The following is a 19200-nucleotide window of genomic DNA, read 5'->3' on the forward strand; positions in this document are numbered from 1 at the left end:
ACAATGGCATTGATAGATTATTTACAATTGATGGTAGACAAAGAAGCATCTGACTTATTTGTCTCATCAGGCTTGGCGGTCAGCGCCAAAATTGATGGTGAGTTGCGAGCACTAGACGAAGAAGTATTGGATAGTGACAGTGCGTTGAATATGGTTGAGTCGGCAATGACGGATAGGCAAAAGCAACAGTTTCACGCTGAAAAGGAGTGTAACTTTGCTGTCGCTAATGATGTTGGTCGATTCCGGGTTTCTGCATTTTGGCAGCGAGATTGCGCAGGCATGGTGATCAGGAGAATTGTGACGGATATTCCTGATGTTACTCAACTTGGTTTACCTTCGGTACTGACCGATGTGATCATGTCAAAGCGTGGTCTAGTATTATTTGTTGGTGGTACAGGTACCGGTAAGTCGACGTCGTTGGCTGCATTATTGGGCTACCGTAATCGCAATCAGCGCGGTCATATCCTGACGATTGAAGATCCAATTGAGTTTGTGCACGAACATCGCAAGAGCATCATAACACAAAGAGAAGTTGGTCTAGATACCGAGAGCTTTGAAGCAGCGCTGAAAAGCTCATTGCGACAAGCCCCTGATGTTATTTTAATTGGTGAAATTCGCTCCCAAGAAACCATGGAGTATGCCCTGAGCTTTGCAGAGACGGGGCACTTATGTGTCGCGACATTGCACGCAAACAATGCTAACCAAGCGATTGACCGTATCATGCATTTGGTACCCAAAGAAAAGCATGACAAACTGAAATACGATTTGGCACTAAATCTCAGAGCAATAGTGGCACAACAACTGGTGCCTACGTCAAAAGGTGAGGGGCGTGTTGCCGCGATTGAGATACTGCTTAATTCCCCGATGGTTTCTGAATTGATCAAGAAAGGAGACATAGGCTCTATAAAAGAGACAATGGCCAAATCGAAAGAGATGGGCATGCAAACTTTCGATCAAGCTTTATTTGAACTCTACAAAGCCCAGCGGGTGAATTACGCAGATGCTTTGCATCATGCTGACTCGCCTAATGATTTACGTCTGATGATTAAATTGCAAAACAACGAACAAAAAGGTGCAGGGTTTTTGCAAGGGGTCACCATTGATGGCTTGGACAGCAAGAAAAACTAACCTGTTTTGCTTGCTTATATGTTGTCATCTGAGCCTGACAACACTTTGTTGGGCTCAGCCTAGTTATGTCGATATTTATATCAGAGATGACGTCTATTCAAACTACAAAGCTTTATTATCAGGCCGCTCCCCGCTGGAAGTAGATAACTTTGGTGGACAGTTTGTGCGGCGTGATGTTGTCGACATGGTGCTGCTACATCAAGCTTTAATTTTAGGCGGCTTTGACAAGCCGTTTAAATACCGACCTGGAAACGTAAACTTCAGAGACTCTAATTTACTAGATCAAGGTAAGCAGTTGCTAAGCTTCGATACATTTTGGTTTGAAGAAGCACAGCAAAAAGCAGATAAGTTGTATATTAGTGAACCTGTGATCCGAAAGGGAGAGTTTTTTGCAGGTTTATATTTTGCCAAAGAGAATAAACGGGTTGCGAATATTCAGTCCCTTGAAGATTTGAGCACGCTGAGTGCGGTGTCTTCAAGTCGCTGGTTAGTGGATTGGCAGACTTTAAGTCGTTTGCCTCTCAAACGCTTGGTAGATGAACAAACTTGGTCAGCGCAAGCGCAGATTGTGAACAAGCAATGGGTTGATTTTATGTTGATCCATTTAATGCCTGTGATGGGGAATGACTTTAAACTGGCAAACATAAATCTGGTTTCTCATCCCAAATGGGTGGTTTTATTGGACAGTAGCCGCCATTTTGTGGTGTCTAAACTACACCCTGAGGGTGAGCGCGCTTTTGCAGCATTGCAAAAAGGTCTGGAAAAGCTGAGGCGTCAGGGAAAAATCGAACAGGCTTACCGCCAAGCAGGACTGTTCCCTGATATGAGGGTTTACAAGCAGCTCAATGCTGCCACAGGTGGAGACAAATAGTAATTACTCAGTTTCCCACAGTTGCTCAAAGAAGCTCTCCAGAATAATCACAGCAGACATTCCATCAACATTGTCTTTTGCCAAAGAGCGATACCCACCTTGATCAAACAATCTGGCTTTGGCATCAGTTGTGGTCAAACGTTCATCTTGAGTTTCGACGGGCAGGCGGTAATTATTGTGTAGGCGATTGGCAAATTTTTTGGCTGCGAATGTAACCTGTTGATTAGTCCCATCCATATTCAGAGGCAGGCCGACCACAAGTAAATCTGGTTTCCATTCACTCACATGCTGTTCTATATCTGACCAGTTGGGAATGCCATCTCGCGCTTTAACAGCCCCTAAGCTGGTGGCTGTCCCTGTTACTTCCTGGCCAATGGCCATGCCAATACTACGTGTACCAAAATCAAACCCCATTACGGTACGTTGACCTTTAGGGGTCTTTGGTTTTTTATTGCTCATACTTCTATGCGTGTCCTGCTTGATTACTGAGTTGCGAGATGTCGATACCTAACATACTTACGGCCTTTTCCCAGCGTTTTTCTGGTGGTGTACTAAATATAATCTCTGGATCCGCCTGAATTATCAGCCAAGAGTTTTCCAAGATTTCTTGTTCGAGCTGGCCTTTTTCCCACCCTGAATAGCCAAGCGTAATGATAAATGCATCAGGACTATCGTGATAAGTAAGAGAGGCAAGTACATCTTTTGAAGTCGTTATCATGATGTCAGAACTGAGCTCTTTGCTCGAGGCATAACCAATCTTGGGTGTATGTAACACAAACCCTCTGTCCGTATGCACCGGCCCGCCAGCAAAAACAGTTTGATCCGCAGCACTGCTGTCTTTGTCGTTGTCGATTTCGATCTGATCGAGTAACTCGCCTACAGTGACATCAATGGGGTGATTGACTATCAACCCCATTGCGCCTTCTTCATTGTGCTCGCAGATGTAGGTGACGGAGCGTTTGAACATCGGGTCCTGCAAGTTCGGCATTGCGATAAGAAAGTGATTAGCTAATGATTGCATGCGAGACCCCTTCTATAATTTAACTTTCAGTATGGTTGAGTTTTGCTTCAATCGCATCAAAAAACTTGTCCATAATAGATATATCGTACGCTGCTTCAATTTCCTTAACGCAAGTTGGTGCAGTCACGTTTATTTCTGTCAGTTTGTCGCCAATGATATCTAAGCCAACAAACAGCAACCCTTTCTCTTTTAAAGTTGGTGCGACCGCTTCTGCAATCTTCCTGTCACTGTCACTAATTGGTCTCGCTTCACCGCGGCCACCAGCTGCGAGATTGCCGCGTGTTTCACCGCCTTGAGGAATGCGCGCTAGACAATAAGGGATCACTTCACCGTCCACAACTAAAACGCGTTTGTCACCTTGCTTTATTTCAGGAATATAATTTTGTGCCATGGCAAAGCGGCTACCATGCTCGGTGAGCGTTTCGCAGATAACACCTATGTTAGGATCGTCATGTTGTACTCTAAAGATTGACGCCCCGCCCATACCATCGAGAGGCTTCAATATGATATCTTGGTGTTTGTCTAAAAAAGCTCTAATTTGACCTGCATTTCTTGTCACTAGGGTATCAGGCGTATGTTCACTAAACCATGCTGTAAATAACTTCTCGTTGGCATCTCTGAGGCTTTGAGGCTTATTTACGACTAAGGTACCGGCCAGTTCGGCACGTTCCAGTATATAGGTTGCGTAAATATACTCAGTGTCAAAAGGCGGATCTTTTCGCATCAGAATGACATCCAGATCACTGAGCGCAATATCTTGTTTGTCAGCCAATTCATACCAGTGATTTTCATCATCAAATACACGTGCTTTGGCCGCTGTTGCTCTGCCTTCACCTTGGTATAGATATAAATCGTCCATTTCCATGTAATACAATTCAAAGCCACGCTGTTGCGCTGCCATCATCATGGCAAAGCCGGTATCTTTTTTAATGTTAAAACCACTAATTGGATCTGAGATAATCCCAAGTTTGACTGCCATCGCCTTTACCTTATGTGTTATTTTGGATGAGTATGCCTAATGTGGTCAGCACAATGTGTCGCTAACCACAGTTTATATGTGGCCTAGTGGTTCGATTTTAAAGAGCTAAATCGCCAAACTGCAATTGTAGTGCACTTAAAACTGTCAATGCAGCTGTTTCGGTACGAAGTACCCTTGGCCCAATTTTGATATCAATAAAACCCTGTTCTGTGGTATTGGCCATTTCTTCGTCAGTAAAGCCGCCTTCCGGGCCCACTAAAAAGCGCACTCCCTGATCTGGTTTAGGTAGCGTCTTTATAGAGTGATCTGCTCTGGGGTGTAATGTTAATTTTAATTCGTTGCTCTGTTGGCTAAGCCACTCTTCTAATGAAATTGGAGGGTGTACCTTGGTAACGAAGTTTCTACCTGATTGTTCAGCTGCGGATATTGCGATTTTCTGCCATTGGTGGTGCTTTTTCGCCAATCGATCTCCGCTGAGTTTTACGCCACATCGAGTGGTAAATAAAGGAGTGATTTCACTGACGCCCAGTTCAACTGATTTTTGAATAGTGAAATCCATTTTGTCACCCCGAGAAATACCTTGTCCTAGGTGCACATTTAATGGAGATTCAACACATCTATCAACAAATTCAAAAGGGGTCACTTCTACCGCTTTTTTGGAAATGGCAGTAATTTTTGCGAGATATTCGCCACCTTGTCCGTTGAACAAACTAACTTGCTCACCTTCTTTCATTCTCAGTACGCGAGCGATATGCCCGGCAGCGTCATCATTTAAAGTGGTTGGTTGATTTACGACCAATTCTGAAGGTTGGTAAATATGTGGAATTCGCATAGTGTTGAAAGTCTAAATTGGATATGCGGTCATGTTAAAGTTTTCAAGGCGGTGAGTCTATAAAATGCGACATATCATGACCAATGTGTACTGTCTAATCTGCGGTATCTGTTTTTAACACCACAAATTCGCTGAAGGTGTCATGTTTTGTTGCCGCCAAGCTTGAATTGCAGGTTAGGTGGTTGTTGTTAAATGGATCACTAATACGATGATAGTCATACCCATTTGCCAACTGTTCGATGGTAAATCTTTCTGCATGTAGGGAATTGAAGATAAACTTTTGTTTTTCGTCAGCGAGGTTGTAGTCAAGCGCGTAGATAAGAACACCTTGAATTTTATGGTGTTCATGCAGGTAGGTTGCCAGCTCAGAGACGCTTATTTCATTGTCAAAGTCACAGTAACTGTAATCTTTGATTTGGTCTTTAAACATCATTTTGAGCATTTGCTTTGTATTGTCTCCAGCAATTATTAGTTGACTGGGGGTGTCAGGAGAGAGAGATTTTACAAACTCGACAAATTCCTGACTGAACTCCCAGTTGCTGTCAACAAGTAAAAAGTTATCTAATTTCAAAGATATAATTCTCCAGAGCTAAGGTGTCCATGTGTTAGCTCGGCGTTTAAATTGAAAACATGTTTATTAGTAAATAGCCCATGCTACAAAAAACAGCAAATTCTAAGCAGGCAATACCAATATTATCTTGGTGATCAACCTCCAGACCTATGTCTACTTTAGGTAACACGATATGGATCATTAGACGGCTAAATACGTATAAAAGAAACCACATGAACACCGAGTGCACGACCACAGTTAGCAAGTTATCAACCATTTTACTCGGATAGCTTGGCGCACTATGTAAGCCTGCATAGATAGCGAGTGCGAGCCCAATTGTTTTCCCAGCATAACGGATCCCAATCGAGGTGTTTGCCAAGCTGAAGTTATATTGCAAGGAGGCACCTTGGTTCTTTTTCGCAAAGCGCGATTCTCGGAGCTTGCTATCTAAAGCAAATACACCTTGTAAAAAAATAAAACAGATACTGACGATCAGTAAAGCTTGCCATGTCTTTGGTTCAAGCCAGTGATAAAGGCCAAGTACTAAGATGCTATTGCCAACTAACATACCTGAATCGACCAGCGCAGCGCAGACATTCTGTTTGAGTATTGCCTGAGTTTCGTTAAAGCGATATAAAATCCATTTTCTATGTATTGCCTGACCTAGGCAAATGTAAAGCCATATCAAAGCGATGGGCAATAAAACTTGGGTGTGTATGGTGGTGGGATCAAAGGTATTTAATTGGCCAAAAAAATATCCGATGCTGCCGCATAAGACGGCGACTTTTGCGGCATAGTTAATGCCCAATGCAAAGTTGTCATGTTGAGCCAATTCTTTTTGCAATAGTTTTTTTGCTCTGATCTGCACAATTAAACGCAGTGACATCAAAGCTATAAAGGCAATTGTTAAACCACTTAGTAGGACGAAAAAATTACTGTTTTCTAAAGACAAATAACTCATGCTCGGTGTAAGGTTGTTGTTATTTAGCGTTACTATAACACTGCACAACAAATGAGCCACAAAGCACTGGAGGTTTTTCATGGAACAAAGCCAATTAAGTCCCGAATTATCAGCGTTAGCCGAGCAGCGCTTTGCTGAACTTTTTCCTGGGCAAGCTATAAATGCACAAGCATTACGGTTGTTGGCACTCAGTGACTTTGCGTACCGCATACTTGCTCAGCATCCGCAGTGGATCCACTGGTTGTTAGATGAACAAGCCATGGCGCTTCGGGATATAGAGCCTGCACTAACCGGAAATATTGACGCATTAAGTGACGTTGAGTGCTTTGCCAAATTGCGTCTATATCGCAAGCGATACTGGCTCAAGCTCATGTGGCTAGATCTTGTGTTGGGTAATGACATTGCTGACAGTGTGGCGTATCAATCAAACCTCAGTGAGCAGTTAATAGAAAGCGCAAATGAATGGGCATTTGTACAGGTTGCAAAGAGCAATGGTGTCCCCGTCAACGAATCATTAGAACCGCTGCCAATGTTAGTATTGGGGATGGGAAAGCTTGGCGGTCATGAGCTCAATTTTTCTTCCGACATCGACCTTATATTTACTTACCCGCTCAGTGTCAAAACGTCAGGAGGCAGGCGTAGTATTGATGCACAAGTTTTTTATACTAAGGTGGCGCAAAAGCTTATTGCGGCACTTGATCAGCGCACAGCCGATGGTCAAGTTTTTCGTGTTGACATGAGGTTGAGACCATTTGGGGAAAGTGGCCCGTTGGTTATGAGCTTTTCCGCAATGGAAGATTATTATCAAGATCAAGGCAGGGAGTGGGAGCGTTACGCAATGCTTAAAGCTCGATTACTCGGCCAAAAAAATCAGTACTGGGACGAGTTTAAAGCATTGATACGTCCTTTTGTGTTCCGTCGATATATCGACTTTTCTGTGATTGAATCCCTGCGCAAAATGAAGCACATGATCGCCCAAGAAGTGAGAAGAAAAGGGCTTAAAAACAACATAAAGCTGGGCGCTGGTGGAATACGTGAAGTCGAGTTTATTGTGCAAGCATTACAAATGATCCGTGGTGGCCGAGAACCTGATTTACAAACCCCGTCGTTGTTAAACGCTTTACGTGTATTAGCAAGCCAAGAGGTGATCCCAGCAAGTGCTGCATCTGCGCTACAGGCGCAATATTTATATTTACGTCGTGTAGAGCAGTATCTGCAAGCATTTAATGATGAACAAACGCAAACTCTACCTGAAGATAAACTAAATCAATTGAGATTGCAGACACTCTTAGGATTTTCAGAATACGATGGGTTAATTAGTCACATAGAGCAAGTGCAAAGAGAAATTCGTCATGAGTTTTCTCAAGTGATCGGTGAAGAAGCACACGACACGCAAAGTTTAAAGGCATGTTTTATTTCAGCTTGGGAATATCAAGACATTAGTTATCTTGATATGACTCTCAGCGAGGAGTTGCAAATTAGATGGCAAGAAACACTGACAATATTTTATGCTGATATTACTAAAAAACAAATTGGGGTGCGTGGTCGAGATGTACTCGATAAATTGATGCCACTGGTATTAAGTGAAGTAACTCCACTCAAGGCACCTGAAGTTTTGCAGCGTGTTTTTGATATCATTGCAAAAGTGGCGTCACGTACAGCATACCTTGAACTGCTATACGAAAATTTAGGTGCCTTAAAACAGCTGATCAAACTGTGCTCTCACAGTGTGTGGATCGCACAACAAATTGCAAGGTATCCGATTTTATTGGATGAGTTAATTGATCCGGCTGTTCTGTATCGACCTCTGCCACTCAATGCCTATTACAATGAAATACAGCAGTACTTTTTACGCATAGATCCTGAAGACTTAGAGCTGCAAATGGAGGCGCTTCGTCAGTTCAAACAAACTCAGCAGCTGCGAATTGCAGCTGCTGATGCTACTGGTGTATTGGATATAATGAAAGTGAGCGATCACCTGACTGCACTCGCAGAGTCCATAGTGGCTAAAGCCGTTGATATTGCTTGGGGGCAAATGATATCTAGGTATGGTGCGCCACAAGGCACGTCTAATGAAGCAAAAGGGTTTGCCGTTATTGCGTATGGAAAAGCGGGTGGATTCGAATTGGGTTATGACTCGGATTTAGACCTTGTTTTTGTACATAACAGTGATGGACAGAGTAAAACAACGGGAGAAAGAACCATTGCGTCAAGGCAGTTTTATCTAAAACTCGCCCAACGGTTAATGCACTTGTTCAATACGCGCACGTTGTCAGGTATCTTGTATGAATTGGATACACGGCTCAGGCCTGAGGGGAATTCAGGGTTGTTGGCAATCAACATCGAAAGTTATTATCAATATTTGCAACAGCAAGCGTGGACATGGGAGCACCAAGCACTGGTAAGAGCCAGGCTGATTGTTGGCGAAGAGGTGCTGGTCAAGCGCTTTCATGCAATACGCCATGACATTTTATGCCAACAGCGATCAACCAATGAGTTACAAGATGATATTGTCAAGATGCGAGAAAAAATGCGTCAGCATTTATCTAAGGACTCGAACTCAGAGTTTGATTTGAAGCAGGGAGCTGGTGGCATGACTGACATCGAGTTTTTAGCCCAGTACTTGGTGCTGGCTTGCGCGTCTGATTATCCAGCATTAACGCGTTATTCGGACAATATCCGCATTTTTGAACTCGCGAGTAAAGAGTCTGTTATCAGCGCACAGTCACAAAGTACTCTGACTCAAGCTTATTGCCAACTGAGAGAGCATTACCATCTAAATAGCTTAAATGGAAAGGGGAAAACTGTGGATGCCAAGTTATTGGCAGAGCAAAGCAATAGCGTTAGGAAAATCTGGCAGGCCTACTTTGAGTAGGCCTTGCAGACGTGTTTAATTAGTGAGTCGTCGACAGTTTTCACGTACGAAGGTAGAAGGGTTTTCAGTTATCACGGCGGCGCGTTGGCGGTGACAAAAGAAGGTATATACTTCAAATTCAAAGTCATCGTTAATCGCACGGCCAACCTGATAAAGGGCACTGACAAAATCGGAGTCGACGCGAAAGTTTTGTTTAACGACATAGTCTTTGCTCAAATACCAGAACAACTCAATGTCTTCTTGTTTCGCATAATTGGTTAGCACACTTTTTAGGGTATTCCCCATTTCAAAGCGTCTTGGTTGACTTTCACCCGTCCACCTTTGGTGTGTCGGTTTAACCACGAGCTCGCGTTGTGCCAAGGCATCATCCAGCGGGAAGGTTGGCTTGCCGATTTCCATAACAAACTTTTCTCGTTCGGTATCACGCTCATTGACACGATTTCTAAAGTTTGCGTAAAACTGAGAAAGACCTTGAGCTGCCGCATTTGTTGTTTCTCTGAACTCCATTTTAGGAATATTACCATATAAGAAATAATAGGCTGCCCACACCAGAATCGCACCTAAAGACAGGTGTCTGGTCCAAAACCACATTGCCGATAATCGTTTTTTATTTTTTCTAGCCATTTTTTTTACGATGTCAGTTAATTAAACTACGAATAATGTGAAGGTGCGTTTTCATCCGGCCTTGTTTTAAAACGTCTATGAAGCCACATATACTGCTCAGGCGCATGCATAATTGAGTCTTCCATGCGTTTGTTTACGCGGGTGACATCATGATTTTCGTTGTCACTGGGGAACTCTGTCATAGCTGGTTCAATGGTAATATGATATTTACCTTGCTTATCACGCACACCTACTAAACTTAATGTCTCACACTTTTCACTCGATGCAAATAATAAAGTGCCAGTAGTGGTTGCTGCGTCTGGTACGGCAAAAAACGGCGCAAATTCGCAGCGTTTTCTACCATAGTCTTGGTCTGGTAAGTAGTAACACACTTTTTTATTGTGTAAGGCTTTTAGTAGCCCTTTAACATCACGTTTGCCGATTAGGAATTCATTGGAACGCAAACGACCTTTGGTCATGAAATATTCCATTAGTGGGTTATTGTGAGGGCGGTAAAACCCGATCCCTTGAGTATGAGTGCCAAGTACTCGACCTAACATTTCTAGGTGCAACATGTGTGGAACCAGCAGCAATACACCTCTGCCATTTTGACGTGCAGTCTCAAAGTGCTCTACACCTTTTATGGAACCAATGGCGCGCTTAACTCGCCATTCAGGCCACCACCAAGCCATCCCGGTTTCAAAAGTTGCAATGCCAGTGTTTTCCATATTCTGCAGCACCATTGCATCGCGCTGTGATTCATCCATATCAGGAAAGCATAGCTTTAAATTAACTTCGGCAATCTTGCGGCGTTTCTTTAAAAAGCGGTGAACGATTCTGCCCAGCAACCTACCTAGCATTAACTGCATACTTTGTGGTAACCAAGATAAAGAATATAAAACGATAACACCTAACCAAGTTAACCAAAACTTAGGCGCCAAAAATTGCAGTTGAAATTTGGGATTGTGAACCAAGTGAGATGCTCTCGTACAGCTATAAAAGAGCGTAGTTTATCTAGAACGACTTAGATGCTCAAGTGGCGGTGCGTTTTGATGCAATAACATCAGACCAGCGAAGTGTTGCTGGTCTGAAAAGTGCGATTTAGCGTGCGGCTTGAAGGCCTTTATTGATTGCTTCTAAATCAGCTCGGCTCAAATCACCAGACGCCTGTTTTAGTTGTAGCGTAGAAATGATGTACTGATAGCGTAAATCGGCTAAGTTTCTTTTCGCGCTATACAAGTTACGTGTACTAACTAGCACGTCCACAATGGTACGAGTACCTACTTCAAAGCCTGCTTCAGTCGCCTGAAGAGCACTTTCCGCAGAGACAACTGCCTGCTCAAGGGCACGGAAAGTTGCCACATTTGACATGACTTGATTGTATGACGTAATGACTGAGCGTGTGACGTTACGCATTGATGCTTCAAGGTCTTCGCTTGCAGCAACGTAAAGTGCTCTAGCTTGGTCAGTTGCAGCTACAGTGCGGCCACCAGAATAAATTGGCACGTTTAAGTTTAAACCAATTGTCGTTGTATCACCGCGTGGTGCAAGTTCTCTGCCGTCGCTATTGACGAGTGAATCTTCATGAGTCGCTCGAAGCGATAGCGTAGGGTAGTGTCCAGCTTTTGCTTGGTCAATTTGATCTTGAGCAATTTCAAGCGCAGACTGTGCAACTTGTAGAGCTAGGTTTTTCTCTTTGGCGATATCAATAAAATCATCAGCTTTTTTACTAGGCTTAACCGTTGAAAACGTCTCAGTATTTAGCTTATTGAGTTTTGAGTGGTATTTACCTGTGATAGTACGCAGTGTTTCACGGGCTGTTTCAACGTCGTTTTGAGCAACAATTTCGTTCGCTACTGAGCGGTCAAATTGTGCTTGCGCTTCGTGTACGTCTGTAATTGCCGTTAAACCTACTTCATATCGCTGTTTTGTTTGTTCAAGTTGGCGCTCGATTGCACGTTTTTCTGCTTGTACAAACTCAAGGTTATCCAATTGACTCAAAACATCAAAGTAGCCTTGTGCAATACGAACGATTAAGTTTTGTTTTTCTTGTTCATACTGTGTCAAAGACTGCATTGCACGCTTTTCTGCAATGGACAAGCTTTCCCAAACACTCATGTTGAAGATTGTCTGGTTTAGTGTCAGTGTACGTGTGAAAGAGTCTCTATAGCTATCAGCTAATTGATAACCTGTTGCATCAGTCTGAAAAGCTGGTGCACCCGTAGAGTCTGAGTCAGCGTAGCTAAATGTTAAGCCCAGAGACGGTAATAATTCACCGAGCGCGCTGTCTTGCGCATATTTTTGAGCATCGGCACTTGCCTTAGCACGCAAAACAGTGGGATCATTAGCTGTTGCAATATCATATACTTGCAGTAAGTCTTCTGCGTGAGAGCTATTACTTGACAAAGCACACGTCAAGCCAACCAGCATAGATAGAATGGTTTTTTTCATTATTTGTGCAGTCCTTAGACAATTTTGATGTCAGCATGTTACCTTGTTTTAAAACAAAATCCCAATGACTAGCTAGAGATAAAACAAAACAAGTGTAACAGAATATAAAACTTAGTGAGTTCACACACTAAGAGGGTTCACGTTAGTTAAAAGCAATATGGGGATAAAATAACCTAGATTAAACCCCGTATAATGAATGTAGGATGAAATATGAAAGAAATTAACCAGTTCGAGCGCCGCCATGTGAAGTTCAAAAAGTCTCCAAACAAGGTGCTGTACAATGGTTTCTTCAAAATTGAGGAGTATATTTTTGAGCACGCATTGTTTGCTGGCGGGAACAGTGAACCGATCTGTAGAGAAATTTTAGAGCGTGGTCATGCTGTGGCGGTGCTTCCGTTTGATCCTGTCACAGATCAAGTTTTACTTATTGAACAGATCCGCATTGGTGCGCTTGCAACCAAAGAATCCCCGTGGTTGCTGGAGTGTATTGCCGGTATGGCGGATGGCTGTGAGGATTTAGAAGCAGTTGCAAGAAAAGAAGCTCAAGAGGAAGCGGGGTTAGAGTTAACTAATCTACATTATATGCGTTCCTACCTTTCGAGCCCTGGAGGCACCACCGAACGACTTTATTTGTACCTTGCGGAAGTTGATTTGAGTGATTATCAGGGGGGCACTTTTGGTTTGCCAGAGGAAGGTGAAGATATTAAAGCGCATGTCATGCCGCTTACAGAAGCCATGCAAAGATTAGAATCTGAGGAAATAGATAACGCTGCGACAGTGATTAGTCTACAATGGTTAGCGCTAAATAAATCGAAACTTTCTTTTAAGCTGTGAACAGGAATCATTTTGTCTGACTTGATGCATCATACTAAGCACGGTGGCAAAGACGGCATACGAGGGTATGTACAGTCTTTACCCAAATACATCACATTATGTGAGCGCAATTATTTGCGCGCACTTAAAGTGTTGCCTGAAGAGGAAGTGGGTGCCCGTCGTCAGATAAAAATAGGCACAATGGATTTCTTCATCCTGATTGAAAGTGTTGAGAAATACACAACCGACATAAAAATAACTCAGCAACATAGCTTGAGTAATCACTTAGGTCAGTTTGAGCTAGCAGTGAGACTATATCACGACGCCAAAGTGGCCGAGGTCATCCAGCACAATTACCATCAACGTGTTAAGCCATCTTACGGTTACCCGAACCCAAGTATGCACCACAAAGACGAAAAGTATCAGCTCAATGCATTTTTAGGTGATTGGCTATCTGCTTGTGTAGAAAGTGGCAGAGTACCGTTAAATTGGGATGTAAATAATGGCTTGGTTTAAAGACACATACTTATTTAATCAAGCACAATTAAAGTTAGCCCACATTACCGATACCCATTTGTTCGAAAACACAAACGGAGAATATTTTGCCGTTAACACGGCAACTCATTTTAAACGTGTTTTGGCAAACTTAGCGCAGGCAAATTTGGATGCAGTTGTCTTTGGAGGGGATCTGACTCAGGATCATACATTTGCTTCTTACGAGTTGTTTGCTACCTTGGTGGCTGAATCAGCATTGAATTGCCCGATATTTTGGCTGCCGGGAAACCACGATGACTTGGATTACTTACATGAAATAAGCCAAGGTCAAATCGTAGCTGCAAAAAAAATTCATTTCGAACATGGGCAAGTTCTGTTGCTTAATAGTAAAGGTCCAACGCCAGCCGGTTGGGTGGCAAAGGAGCACCTGCAAGAAATTGAGGAGCACTGCTGTAAACCCAGTATCGTATTTTGCCACCATAATCCGTTGCCGATAGAAGGGTATCTGGACAAACATATGCTTGAGAACGGTCCTCAACTGCTTAATTGTTTAGTTGACTTGCAATGTGTAGAGGCTCTTTTTCACGGCCATGTTCACCATGATTATGAATTTCGCTTTAGAGATTTAAGCGTCTATGCGACACCAGCCACATCCGTCCAATTCAAAAAACAGACTCGAGATTGGCAACAAGAAAATTTGGGTGCAGGGTATCGTTTAATTAATTGGACCGAAGCTGCGTTGGATACAGAGGTGAAATGGCTGACAAAGTAATTTATGTCCATGGGTTTAATAGTTCAGAGCAATCATTTAAAGCACAGCAACTAGGCGCCTATTTCAAAGACCGTTGTGAATACGTTGTTCCTCGGTTACATTATGATCCGCGTATTGCCTTACTCCAGCTTGAGCAAGCTGTAGATGAGCGCTGTGTTTTAGTTGGTAGCTCCTTAGGCGGGTTTTACGCGACATGCTTGTCTCAACAGTTTAATTTGCGTGCGGTTGTGATTAATCCAGCTGTACGACCAGACAAATTGCTATGGGATTACTTGGGTCCCCAGTATAATCCCTATCAAGATCTGAATTATGAACTTACAATAGAACATATGACGGCGTTGCGGTGTATGCACATTGAAAAGCTATCTAAGCCAAGCAACCTTTTGTTATTACAACAAACAGCAGATGAGGTACTGCCTTATCAAGATGCTGTGAATTATTATCGAGACTGCCCGTCAATCATCGAGTTTGGCGGTGATCACAGTTTCATTGGCTTTGAAAGGCACTTTAATCGCCTTGCCAACTTTCTTAAAATTAAATAAAACAGTTAGAACTAAAAATTAGTCAGTAGCATTTATGAGTCAGCAAAATTATAACGCAGAAGCCATTGAGGTGTTGAATGGCTTAGAGCCGGTGAAACGCCGTCCTGGGATGTACACAGACACCACCCGGCCCAACCACTTAGGTCAAGAGGTTATTGATAACAGTGTGGATGAAGCGCTTGCTGGGCATGCGAGTAGGATCGACGTTATTTTGCATGAAGACAACTCATTGCAAGTGATCGATGATGGTCGAGGCATGCCTGTGGATGTTCACCCTGAAGAGGGGATCCCAGGTGTTGAATTGATCCTGACTAAGCTGCACGCTGGTGGAAAATTTTCCAACAAGAATTACCAGTTTTCGGGCGGTTTGCATGGTGTCGGTATTTCAGTGGTTAACGCGTTATCTACACGAGTAGAAGTAACGGTTAAGCGCGATGCTCAGCAATATGAAATTGCTTTTGAAAACGGTGACAAAGTACAAGATTTGGAAGTGACGGGCAGTGTTGGTAAACGCAATACCGGAACGTCTGTTCAGTTTTGGCCCGATGCAAGTTATTTCGACTCTGCTAACTTTTCACTGACTAAGCTCAATCATTTACTTAAAGCCAAAGCGGTACTCTGCCCTGGCTTGCGCATTCGCTTTATTAATAAGCAAACCAAAGAAACCCAAGAGTGGCACTACGAGTCTGGTCTAGAAGATTATCTAAGTGACAGTGCTAAGGATTTGGAAGTACTCCCTAAATCACCTTTTACGGGCAGCTTTAGTGGTTCAACAGAAGGGGTCGATTGGGCTCTGCACTGGTTACCAGAGGGTGGCGAATCGATCGCTGAAAGTTATGTAAACTTGATCCCAACAGCTCAGGGCGGCACCCATGTAAACGGCTTAAGGCAAGGCCTACTTGAGGCGATGCGAGAGTTTTGCGAATTCCGCAACTTATTGCCAAGAGGTGTGAAGCTAACGCCTGATGATGTCTGGGATAAATGTAGTTATGTTTTATCAGTAAAAATGCAAGATCCACAATTTGCCGGTCAAACCAAAGAGAAGCTATCATCACGCTCTTGTGCAACGTTTGTCTCTGGTATTGTGAAAGATGCGTTTAGTTTATGGTTAAATGAGCATACTGAGACTGCCGAGTTGTTGGCTGAACTTTGCATCAGCAATGCACAAAAACGGCTCAGGGCTGCAAAAAAAGTGGTGCGCAAGAAAGTCACCAGTGGCCCCGCTTTACCAGGCAAATTAACTGATTGTTCTGGCAGTGAAACAGAACGTTCTGAAATATTCTTAGTAGAGGGTGACTCAGCAGGTGGCTCTGCTAAGCAGGCTCGAGATCGCGAGTTTCAAGCGATCATGCCGCTACGTGGTAAAATTTTGAATACGTGGGAAGTGGACTCAGGGCAGATCCTAGCGTCACAAGAAGTGCACGATATCTCGGTGGCACTCGGTATTGACCCTGATTCAAGCGACTTATCGACACTGAGATACGGTAAAGTATGTATTCTTGCTGATGCTGACTCTGATGGTCTTCACATCGCGACGTTATTGTGTGCCTTGTTTGTTAAACACTTCCCCACGTTAGTTCAAGCTGGTCATGTCTATGTTGCTATGCCGCCACTATTTAGGATTGATGTAGGTAAAGAAGTTTTTTATGCCCTTGATGAAGATGAAAAACGTGGCATTTTGGATCGAATTGAAGCTGAGAAAAAGCGCGGTAAAGTCAACGTACAGCGTTTCAAAGGGTTAGGCGAAATGAACCCAATGCAGCTACGAGAAACGACAATGGACCCTAATACACGACGTTTGGTACAGCTGACACTGGATGAACAAGAGCAGACATTAGAAATGATGGATATGCTGCTAGCGAAAAAACGTTCTGGCGATAGAAAGGCTTGGTTAGAGCAACATGGCGATAAAGCCGAGGTATAACAAGAAGTAAGGTGTGTCATGACTGATCCACAGGCCCTCTCTTTACAGGGCATAGAACAATTACCAATGGGGCGTTTTACCGAAGATGCCTACTTAAATTATTCCATGTATGTGATCATGGATAGGGCATTGCCACATATTGGCGATGGCTTAAAGCCTGTACAGCGACGCATTGTCTATGCAATGAGCGAACTAGGTTTATCTGCAGCAGCAAAATATAAAAAATCAGCCCGTACGGTCGGTGATGTATTGGGTAAGTATCACCCGCATGGTGACAGCGCTTGTTATGAAGCCATGGTACTGATGGCGCAGCCATTTTCTTATCGTTACCCATTGGTTGATGGACAGGGTAACTGGGGTGCTGCGGATGACCCTAAATCATTTGCTGCAATGCGTTATACCGAAGCGCGTTTATCTAAATTTTCAGAAGTACTGTTAAAAGAACTTGGCCAAGGCACGGTTGATTGGGTACCAAACTTTGACGGTACTATGAAAGAGCCTCAGGTTCTGCCTGCGCGACTGCCACACATTTTACTCAATGGTGTAACAGGTATCGCAGTCGGTATGGCGACCGATATTCCACCACACAATGTAAATGAATTGGCCTCTGCTTGTTGTATGCTGCTTGATAAGCCGAAAACGACGTTAGAAGAGATACTCGAAATCGTTCAAGCACCAGATTATCCGACAGAAGCTGAGATCATCACGCCTAAAGATGATATCCGCAAGATTTACACAACGGGTCGTGGCTCGATTAAGATGCGAGCGGTGTTTCATGAAGAGCAAGGTGAAATTGTTATCACAGCGTTGCCGCATCAAACATCGGGTGCCAAAGTGTTAGAGCAAATCGCCGCGCAAATGACAGCGAAAAAACTGCCAATGGTTGCTGATCTTCGCGATGAGTCTGACCATGAAAACCCCACTCGTATCGTCGTGGTGCCTCGTTCCAACCGTGTTAAATCGGAACCGTTAATGGCACACTTGTTTGCTACCACTGATCTTGAGAAAAATTACCGGGTTAATCTCAATATGATCGGGCTGGATGGCCGCCCTCAGGTAAAAGATTTACAACAAATTTTGTCTGAGTGGTTAATTTTTCGCCGTGAAACGGTACGGAGAAGATTGCAACATCGTTTAGATAAGGTGTTGGCGCGTTTGCATATTCTAGAAGGTTTGATGATAGCCTTTTTGAATATTGATGAAGTGATAGAAATTATCAGAAATGAAGATGAACCAAAAGCTGAGTTAATGAAGCGATTTGGTTTATCCGAAACCCAAGCTGAAGCCATTTTAGATCTGAAACTTCGCCACCTTGCTAAGTTGGAAGAGATGAAGATCCGTGGTGAGCAGGACGAATTGAGCAAAGAGCGTGACAAACTTGAGCTAACGCTTGGCTCAGAACGTCGTATGTCTACCTTGATGAAAAAAGAGATTCAGGAAGCGGCGGAACTTTATGGTGATGAAAGACGTTCTCCAGTGGTTGAGCGTCAAGAGGCTAAAGCGCTCAGTGAAAAAGATTTGATCCCATCTGAGGCTGTAACAGTGGTGCTATCCGAAAAAGGGTGGGCACGTTTTGCCAAAGGCCATGAAATTGATGCCGAGGGGCTGAATTACCGCTCGGGAGATGAGTATAAGGCATCAGCCAAAGGGAAAAGCAACCAACCAGCGGTTTTCCTTGATAGTTCTGGCCGAGCATTTGCCACAGATGCGCATAGCTTACCGTCTGCAAGAAGTCAGGGTGAGCCAATGACAGGTCGCTTTAACCTCGCAGCAGGTGTGAACTTTGAACATGTGGTGATGGGAGAGGAGCAAGAGTTATACCTGATGGCAACGGATGCGGGTTACGGATTTATTGCTGAATTTAACGACTTGGTCAGCAAGAACAAAAATGGTAAAGCGCTAGTAAGTATCCCTAAAGGGGCGGAGTTAATCGCGCCTATATCAGTCAACGATGTAGCGACAGATCGCTGTATGGCTATTTCTAATGAAGGGCGTATGCTGTTATTCCCGCTCAGGGATTTACCAAAACTTGCCAAGGGTAAAGGGAATAAGATTATTTCTATTCCAAGTGCGAAAGTGCAATCTAGAGAAGAGTTTGTCAAAGTACTGGCTGTGGTGCCTGAAGGGAGAGCGGTGACGCTGTATGCAGGCAAGCGCAAGTTAACACTAAAGAGCGCAGATCTGGAGCATTACTCTGGTGAGCGAGGCAGACGTGGTAATAAATTACCAAGAGGTCTGCAACGTGTTGATAACTTTGAAATTGAATTAATCGAACAAGACGATACTGAAGTCGATATTCAAGAATAGCCCCAAGCGGTGAGCGGGCAAGTCCCGCTCACATGCTAGCCCTCTGTGTAATTCTTTCCAGTATTCTTCATTAAGT

At 43.5% G+C, this 19200-nt stretch carries 18 protein-coding genes; 9 read left to right on the plus strand and 9 right to left on the minus strand.

The genetic code is table 11. The features are described 5' to 3' along the window. Window positions 1-3: 3 nt before the first annotated feature. Together J8M00_RS22365 and J8M00_RS22370 are read left to right on the plus strand one after the other, a co-directional pair. A complete protein-coding gene (locus J8M00_RS22365; RefSeq protein WP_211012685.1) occupies window positions 4-1128 on the plus strand; it encodes a PilT/PilU family type 4a pilus ATPase in 1125 nt (374 codons plus the stop codon). Further along, window positions 1103-1999: a hypothetical protein gene (locus J8M00_RS22370; protein WP_247687519.1), complete on the plus strand. Its 897-nt coding sequence runs from the start codon at window positions 1103-1105 to the stop codon at window positions 1997-1999. Before J8M00_RS22365 ends, J8M00_RS22370 begins: the two co-directional genes overlap by 26 nt. 3 nt (window positions 2000-2002) lie before the next feature. Here the strand turns inward: J8M00_RS22370 and ruvX are convergent, their stop codons facing one another. From ruvX to J8M00_RS22400, 6 genes are all read right to left on the minus strand, one after another. Further along, on the minus strand, window positions 2003-2458 hold the full coding sequence (gene ruvX / locus J8M00_RS22375) for a Holliday junction resolvase RuvX (RefSeq protein ID WP_211012686.1): 456 nt from the start codon (window positions 2456-2458) through the stop codon (window positions 2003-2005). A 4-nt stretch (window positions 2459-2462) separates the two neighbouring features. Further along, window positions 2463-3020: a YqgE/AlgH family protein gene (locus J8M00_RS22380; protein ID WP_211012687.1), complete on the minus strand. Its 558-nt coding sequence runs from the start codon at window positions 3018-3020 to the stop codon at window positions 2463-2465. 19 nt (window positions 3021-3039) lie between these two features. Next, window positions 3040-3999, minus strand: coding sequence for a glutathione synthase (gene gshB, locus J8M00_RS22385; RefSeq protein WP_211012688.1), 960 nt, complete (start codon window positions 3997-3999; stop codon window positions 3040-3042). A 97-nt stretch (window positions 4000-4096) separates the two neighbouring features. Next, a complete protein-coding gene (gene rsmE / locus J8M00_RS22390; RefSeq protein ID WP_211012689.1) occupies window positions 4097-4831 on the minus strand; it encodes a 16S rRNA (uracil(1498)-N(3))-methyltransferase in 735 nt (244 codons plus the stop codon). Window positions 4832-4925: 94 nt separating this feature from the next. Then, window positions 4926-5408, minus strand: a complete 483-nt coding sequence (locus tag J8M00_RS22395) for a hypothetical protein (RefSeq protein WP_211012791.1) — start codon at window positions 5406-5408, stop codon at window positions 4926-4928. 40 nt (window positions 5409-5448) lie between these two features. Then, window positions 5449-6342 carry a hypothetical protein gene (locus J8M00_RS22400; RefSeq protein ID WP_211012792.1) on the minus strand — a complete coding sequence of 298 codons (894 nt, stop codon included), beginning with the start codon at window positions 6340-6342 and terminating at the stop codon, window positions 5449-5451. Between the two features lie 79 nt (window positions 6343-6421). On the opposite strand from J8M00_RS22400, the gene glnE reads away from it, so the two are divergent. Continuing rightward, complete coding sequence (glnE, locus tag J8M00_RS22405; RefSeq protein ID WP_211012690.1) at window positions 6422-9217, plus strand: bifunctional [glutamate--ammonia ligase]-adenylyl-L-tyrosine phosphorylase/[glutamate--ammonia-ligase] adenylyltransferase; 2796 nt, start codon at window positions 6422-6424, stop codon at window positions 9215-9217. Between the two features lie 15 nt (window positions 9218-9232). On the opposite strand, the gene J8M00_RS22410 is transcribed toward glnE, so the two are convergent. The 3 genes from J8M00_RS22410 to tolC all read right to left on the minus strand — a co-directional run bounded on the left by J8M00_RS22410 (window position 9233) and on the right by tolC (window position 12271). Beyond that, on the minus strand, window positions 9233-9841 hold the full coding sequence (locus J8M00_RS22410; RefSeq protein ID WP_211012691.1) for a TcpQ domain-containing protein: 609 nt from the start codon (window positions 9839-9841) through the stop codon (window positions 9233-9235). 26 nt (window positions 9842-9867) lie between these two features. Then, entirely contained in the window at window positions 9868-10794 is a 927-nt protein-coding gene (gene lpxL, locus J8M00_RS22415) for an LpxL/LpxP family Kdo(2)-lipid IV(A) lauroyl/palmitoleoyl acyltransferase (protein ID WP_211012692.1), read from the minus strand. 127 nt (window positions 10795-10921) lie between these two features. Beyond that, window positions 10922-12271 (minus strand): outer membrane channel protein TolC, encoded by a 1350-nt coding sequence (gene tolC / locus J8M00_RS22420; RefSeq protein WP_211012693.1) that lies wholly within the window; start codon window positions 12269-12271, stop codon window positions 10922-10924. A gap of 210 nt (window positions 12272-12481) precedes the next feature. Between tolC and J8M00_RS22425 the strand changes: the two genes are divergently transcribed. From J8M00_RS22425 to parC, 6 genes are read left to right on the plus strand one after another with little or no spacing between them, the layout of a single operon-like run. Then, on the plus strand, window positions 12482-13105 hold the full coding sequence (locus tag J8M00_RS22425; protein ID WP_211012694.1) for an NUDIX domain-containing protein: 624 nt from the start codon (window positions 12482-12484) through the stop codon (window positions 13103-13105). A gap of 24 nt (window positions 13106-13129) precedes the next feature. After that, window positions 13130-13600: a DUF1249 domain-containing protein gene (locus tag J8M00_RS22430; protein ID WP_211012793.1), complete on the plus strand. Its 471-nt coding sequence runs from the start codon at window positions 13130-13132 to the stop codon at window positions 13598-13600. Next, window positions 13587-14351 (plus strand): metallophosphoesterase family protein, encoded by a 765-nt coding sequence (locus tag J8M00_RS22435; protein WP_211012695.1) that lies wholly within the window; start codon window positions 13587-13589, stop codon window positions 14349-14351. Before J8M00_RS22430 ends, J8M00_RS22435 begins: the two co-directional genes overlap by 14 nt. After that, complete coding sequence (locus J8M00_RS22440; RefSeq protein WP_211012696.1) at window positions 14336-14893, plus strand: YqiA/YcfP family alpha/beta fold hydrolase; 558 nt, start codon at window positions 14336-14338, stop codon at window positions 14891-14893. The genes J8M00_RS22435 and J8M00_RS22440 overlap by 16 nt, the downstream gene beginning before the upstream one ends. Window positions 14894-14927: 34 nt before the next feature. After that, window positions 14928-16817: a DNA topoisomerase IV subunit B gene (gene parE / locus J8M00_RS22445; RefSeq protein ID WP_211012697.1), complete on the plus strand. Its 1890-nt coding sequence runs from the start codon at window positions 14928-14930 to the stop codon at window positions 16815-16817. 18 nt (window positions 16818-16835) lie between these two features. Next, window positions 16836-19124, plus strand: coding sequence for a DNA topoisomerase IV subunit A (gene parC, locus J8M00_RS22450; RefSeq protein ID WP_211012698.1), 2289 nt, complete (start codon window positions 16836-16838; stop codon window positions 19122-19124). The last annotated feature ends 76 nt before the right edge of the window (window positions 19125-19200 follow it).

The sequence above is a fragment of the Pseudoalteromonas luteoviolacea genome, assembly GCF_018100925.1.
Lineage (GTDB): Bacteria > Pseudomonadota > Gammaproteobacteria > Enterobacterales > Alteromonadaceae > Pseudoalteromonas > Pseudoalteromonas obscura.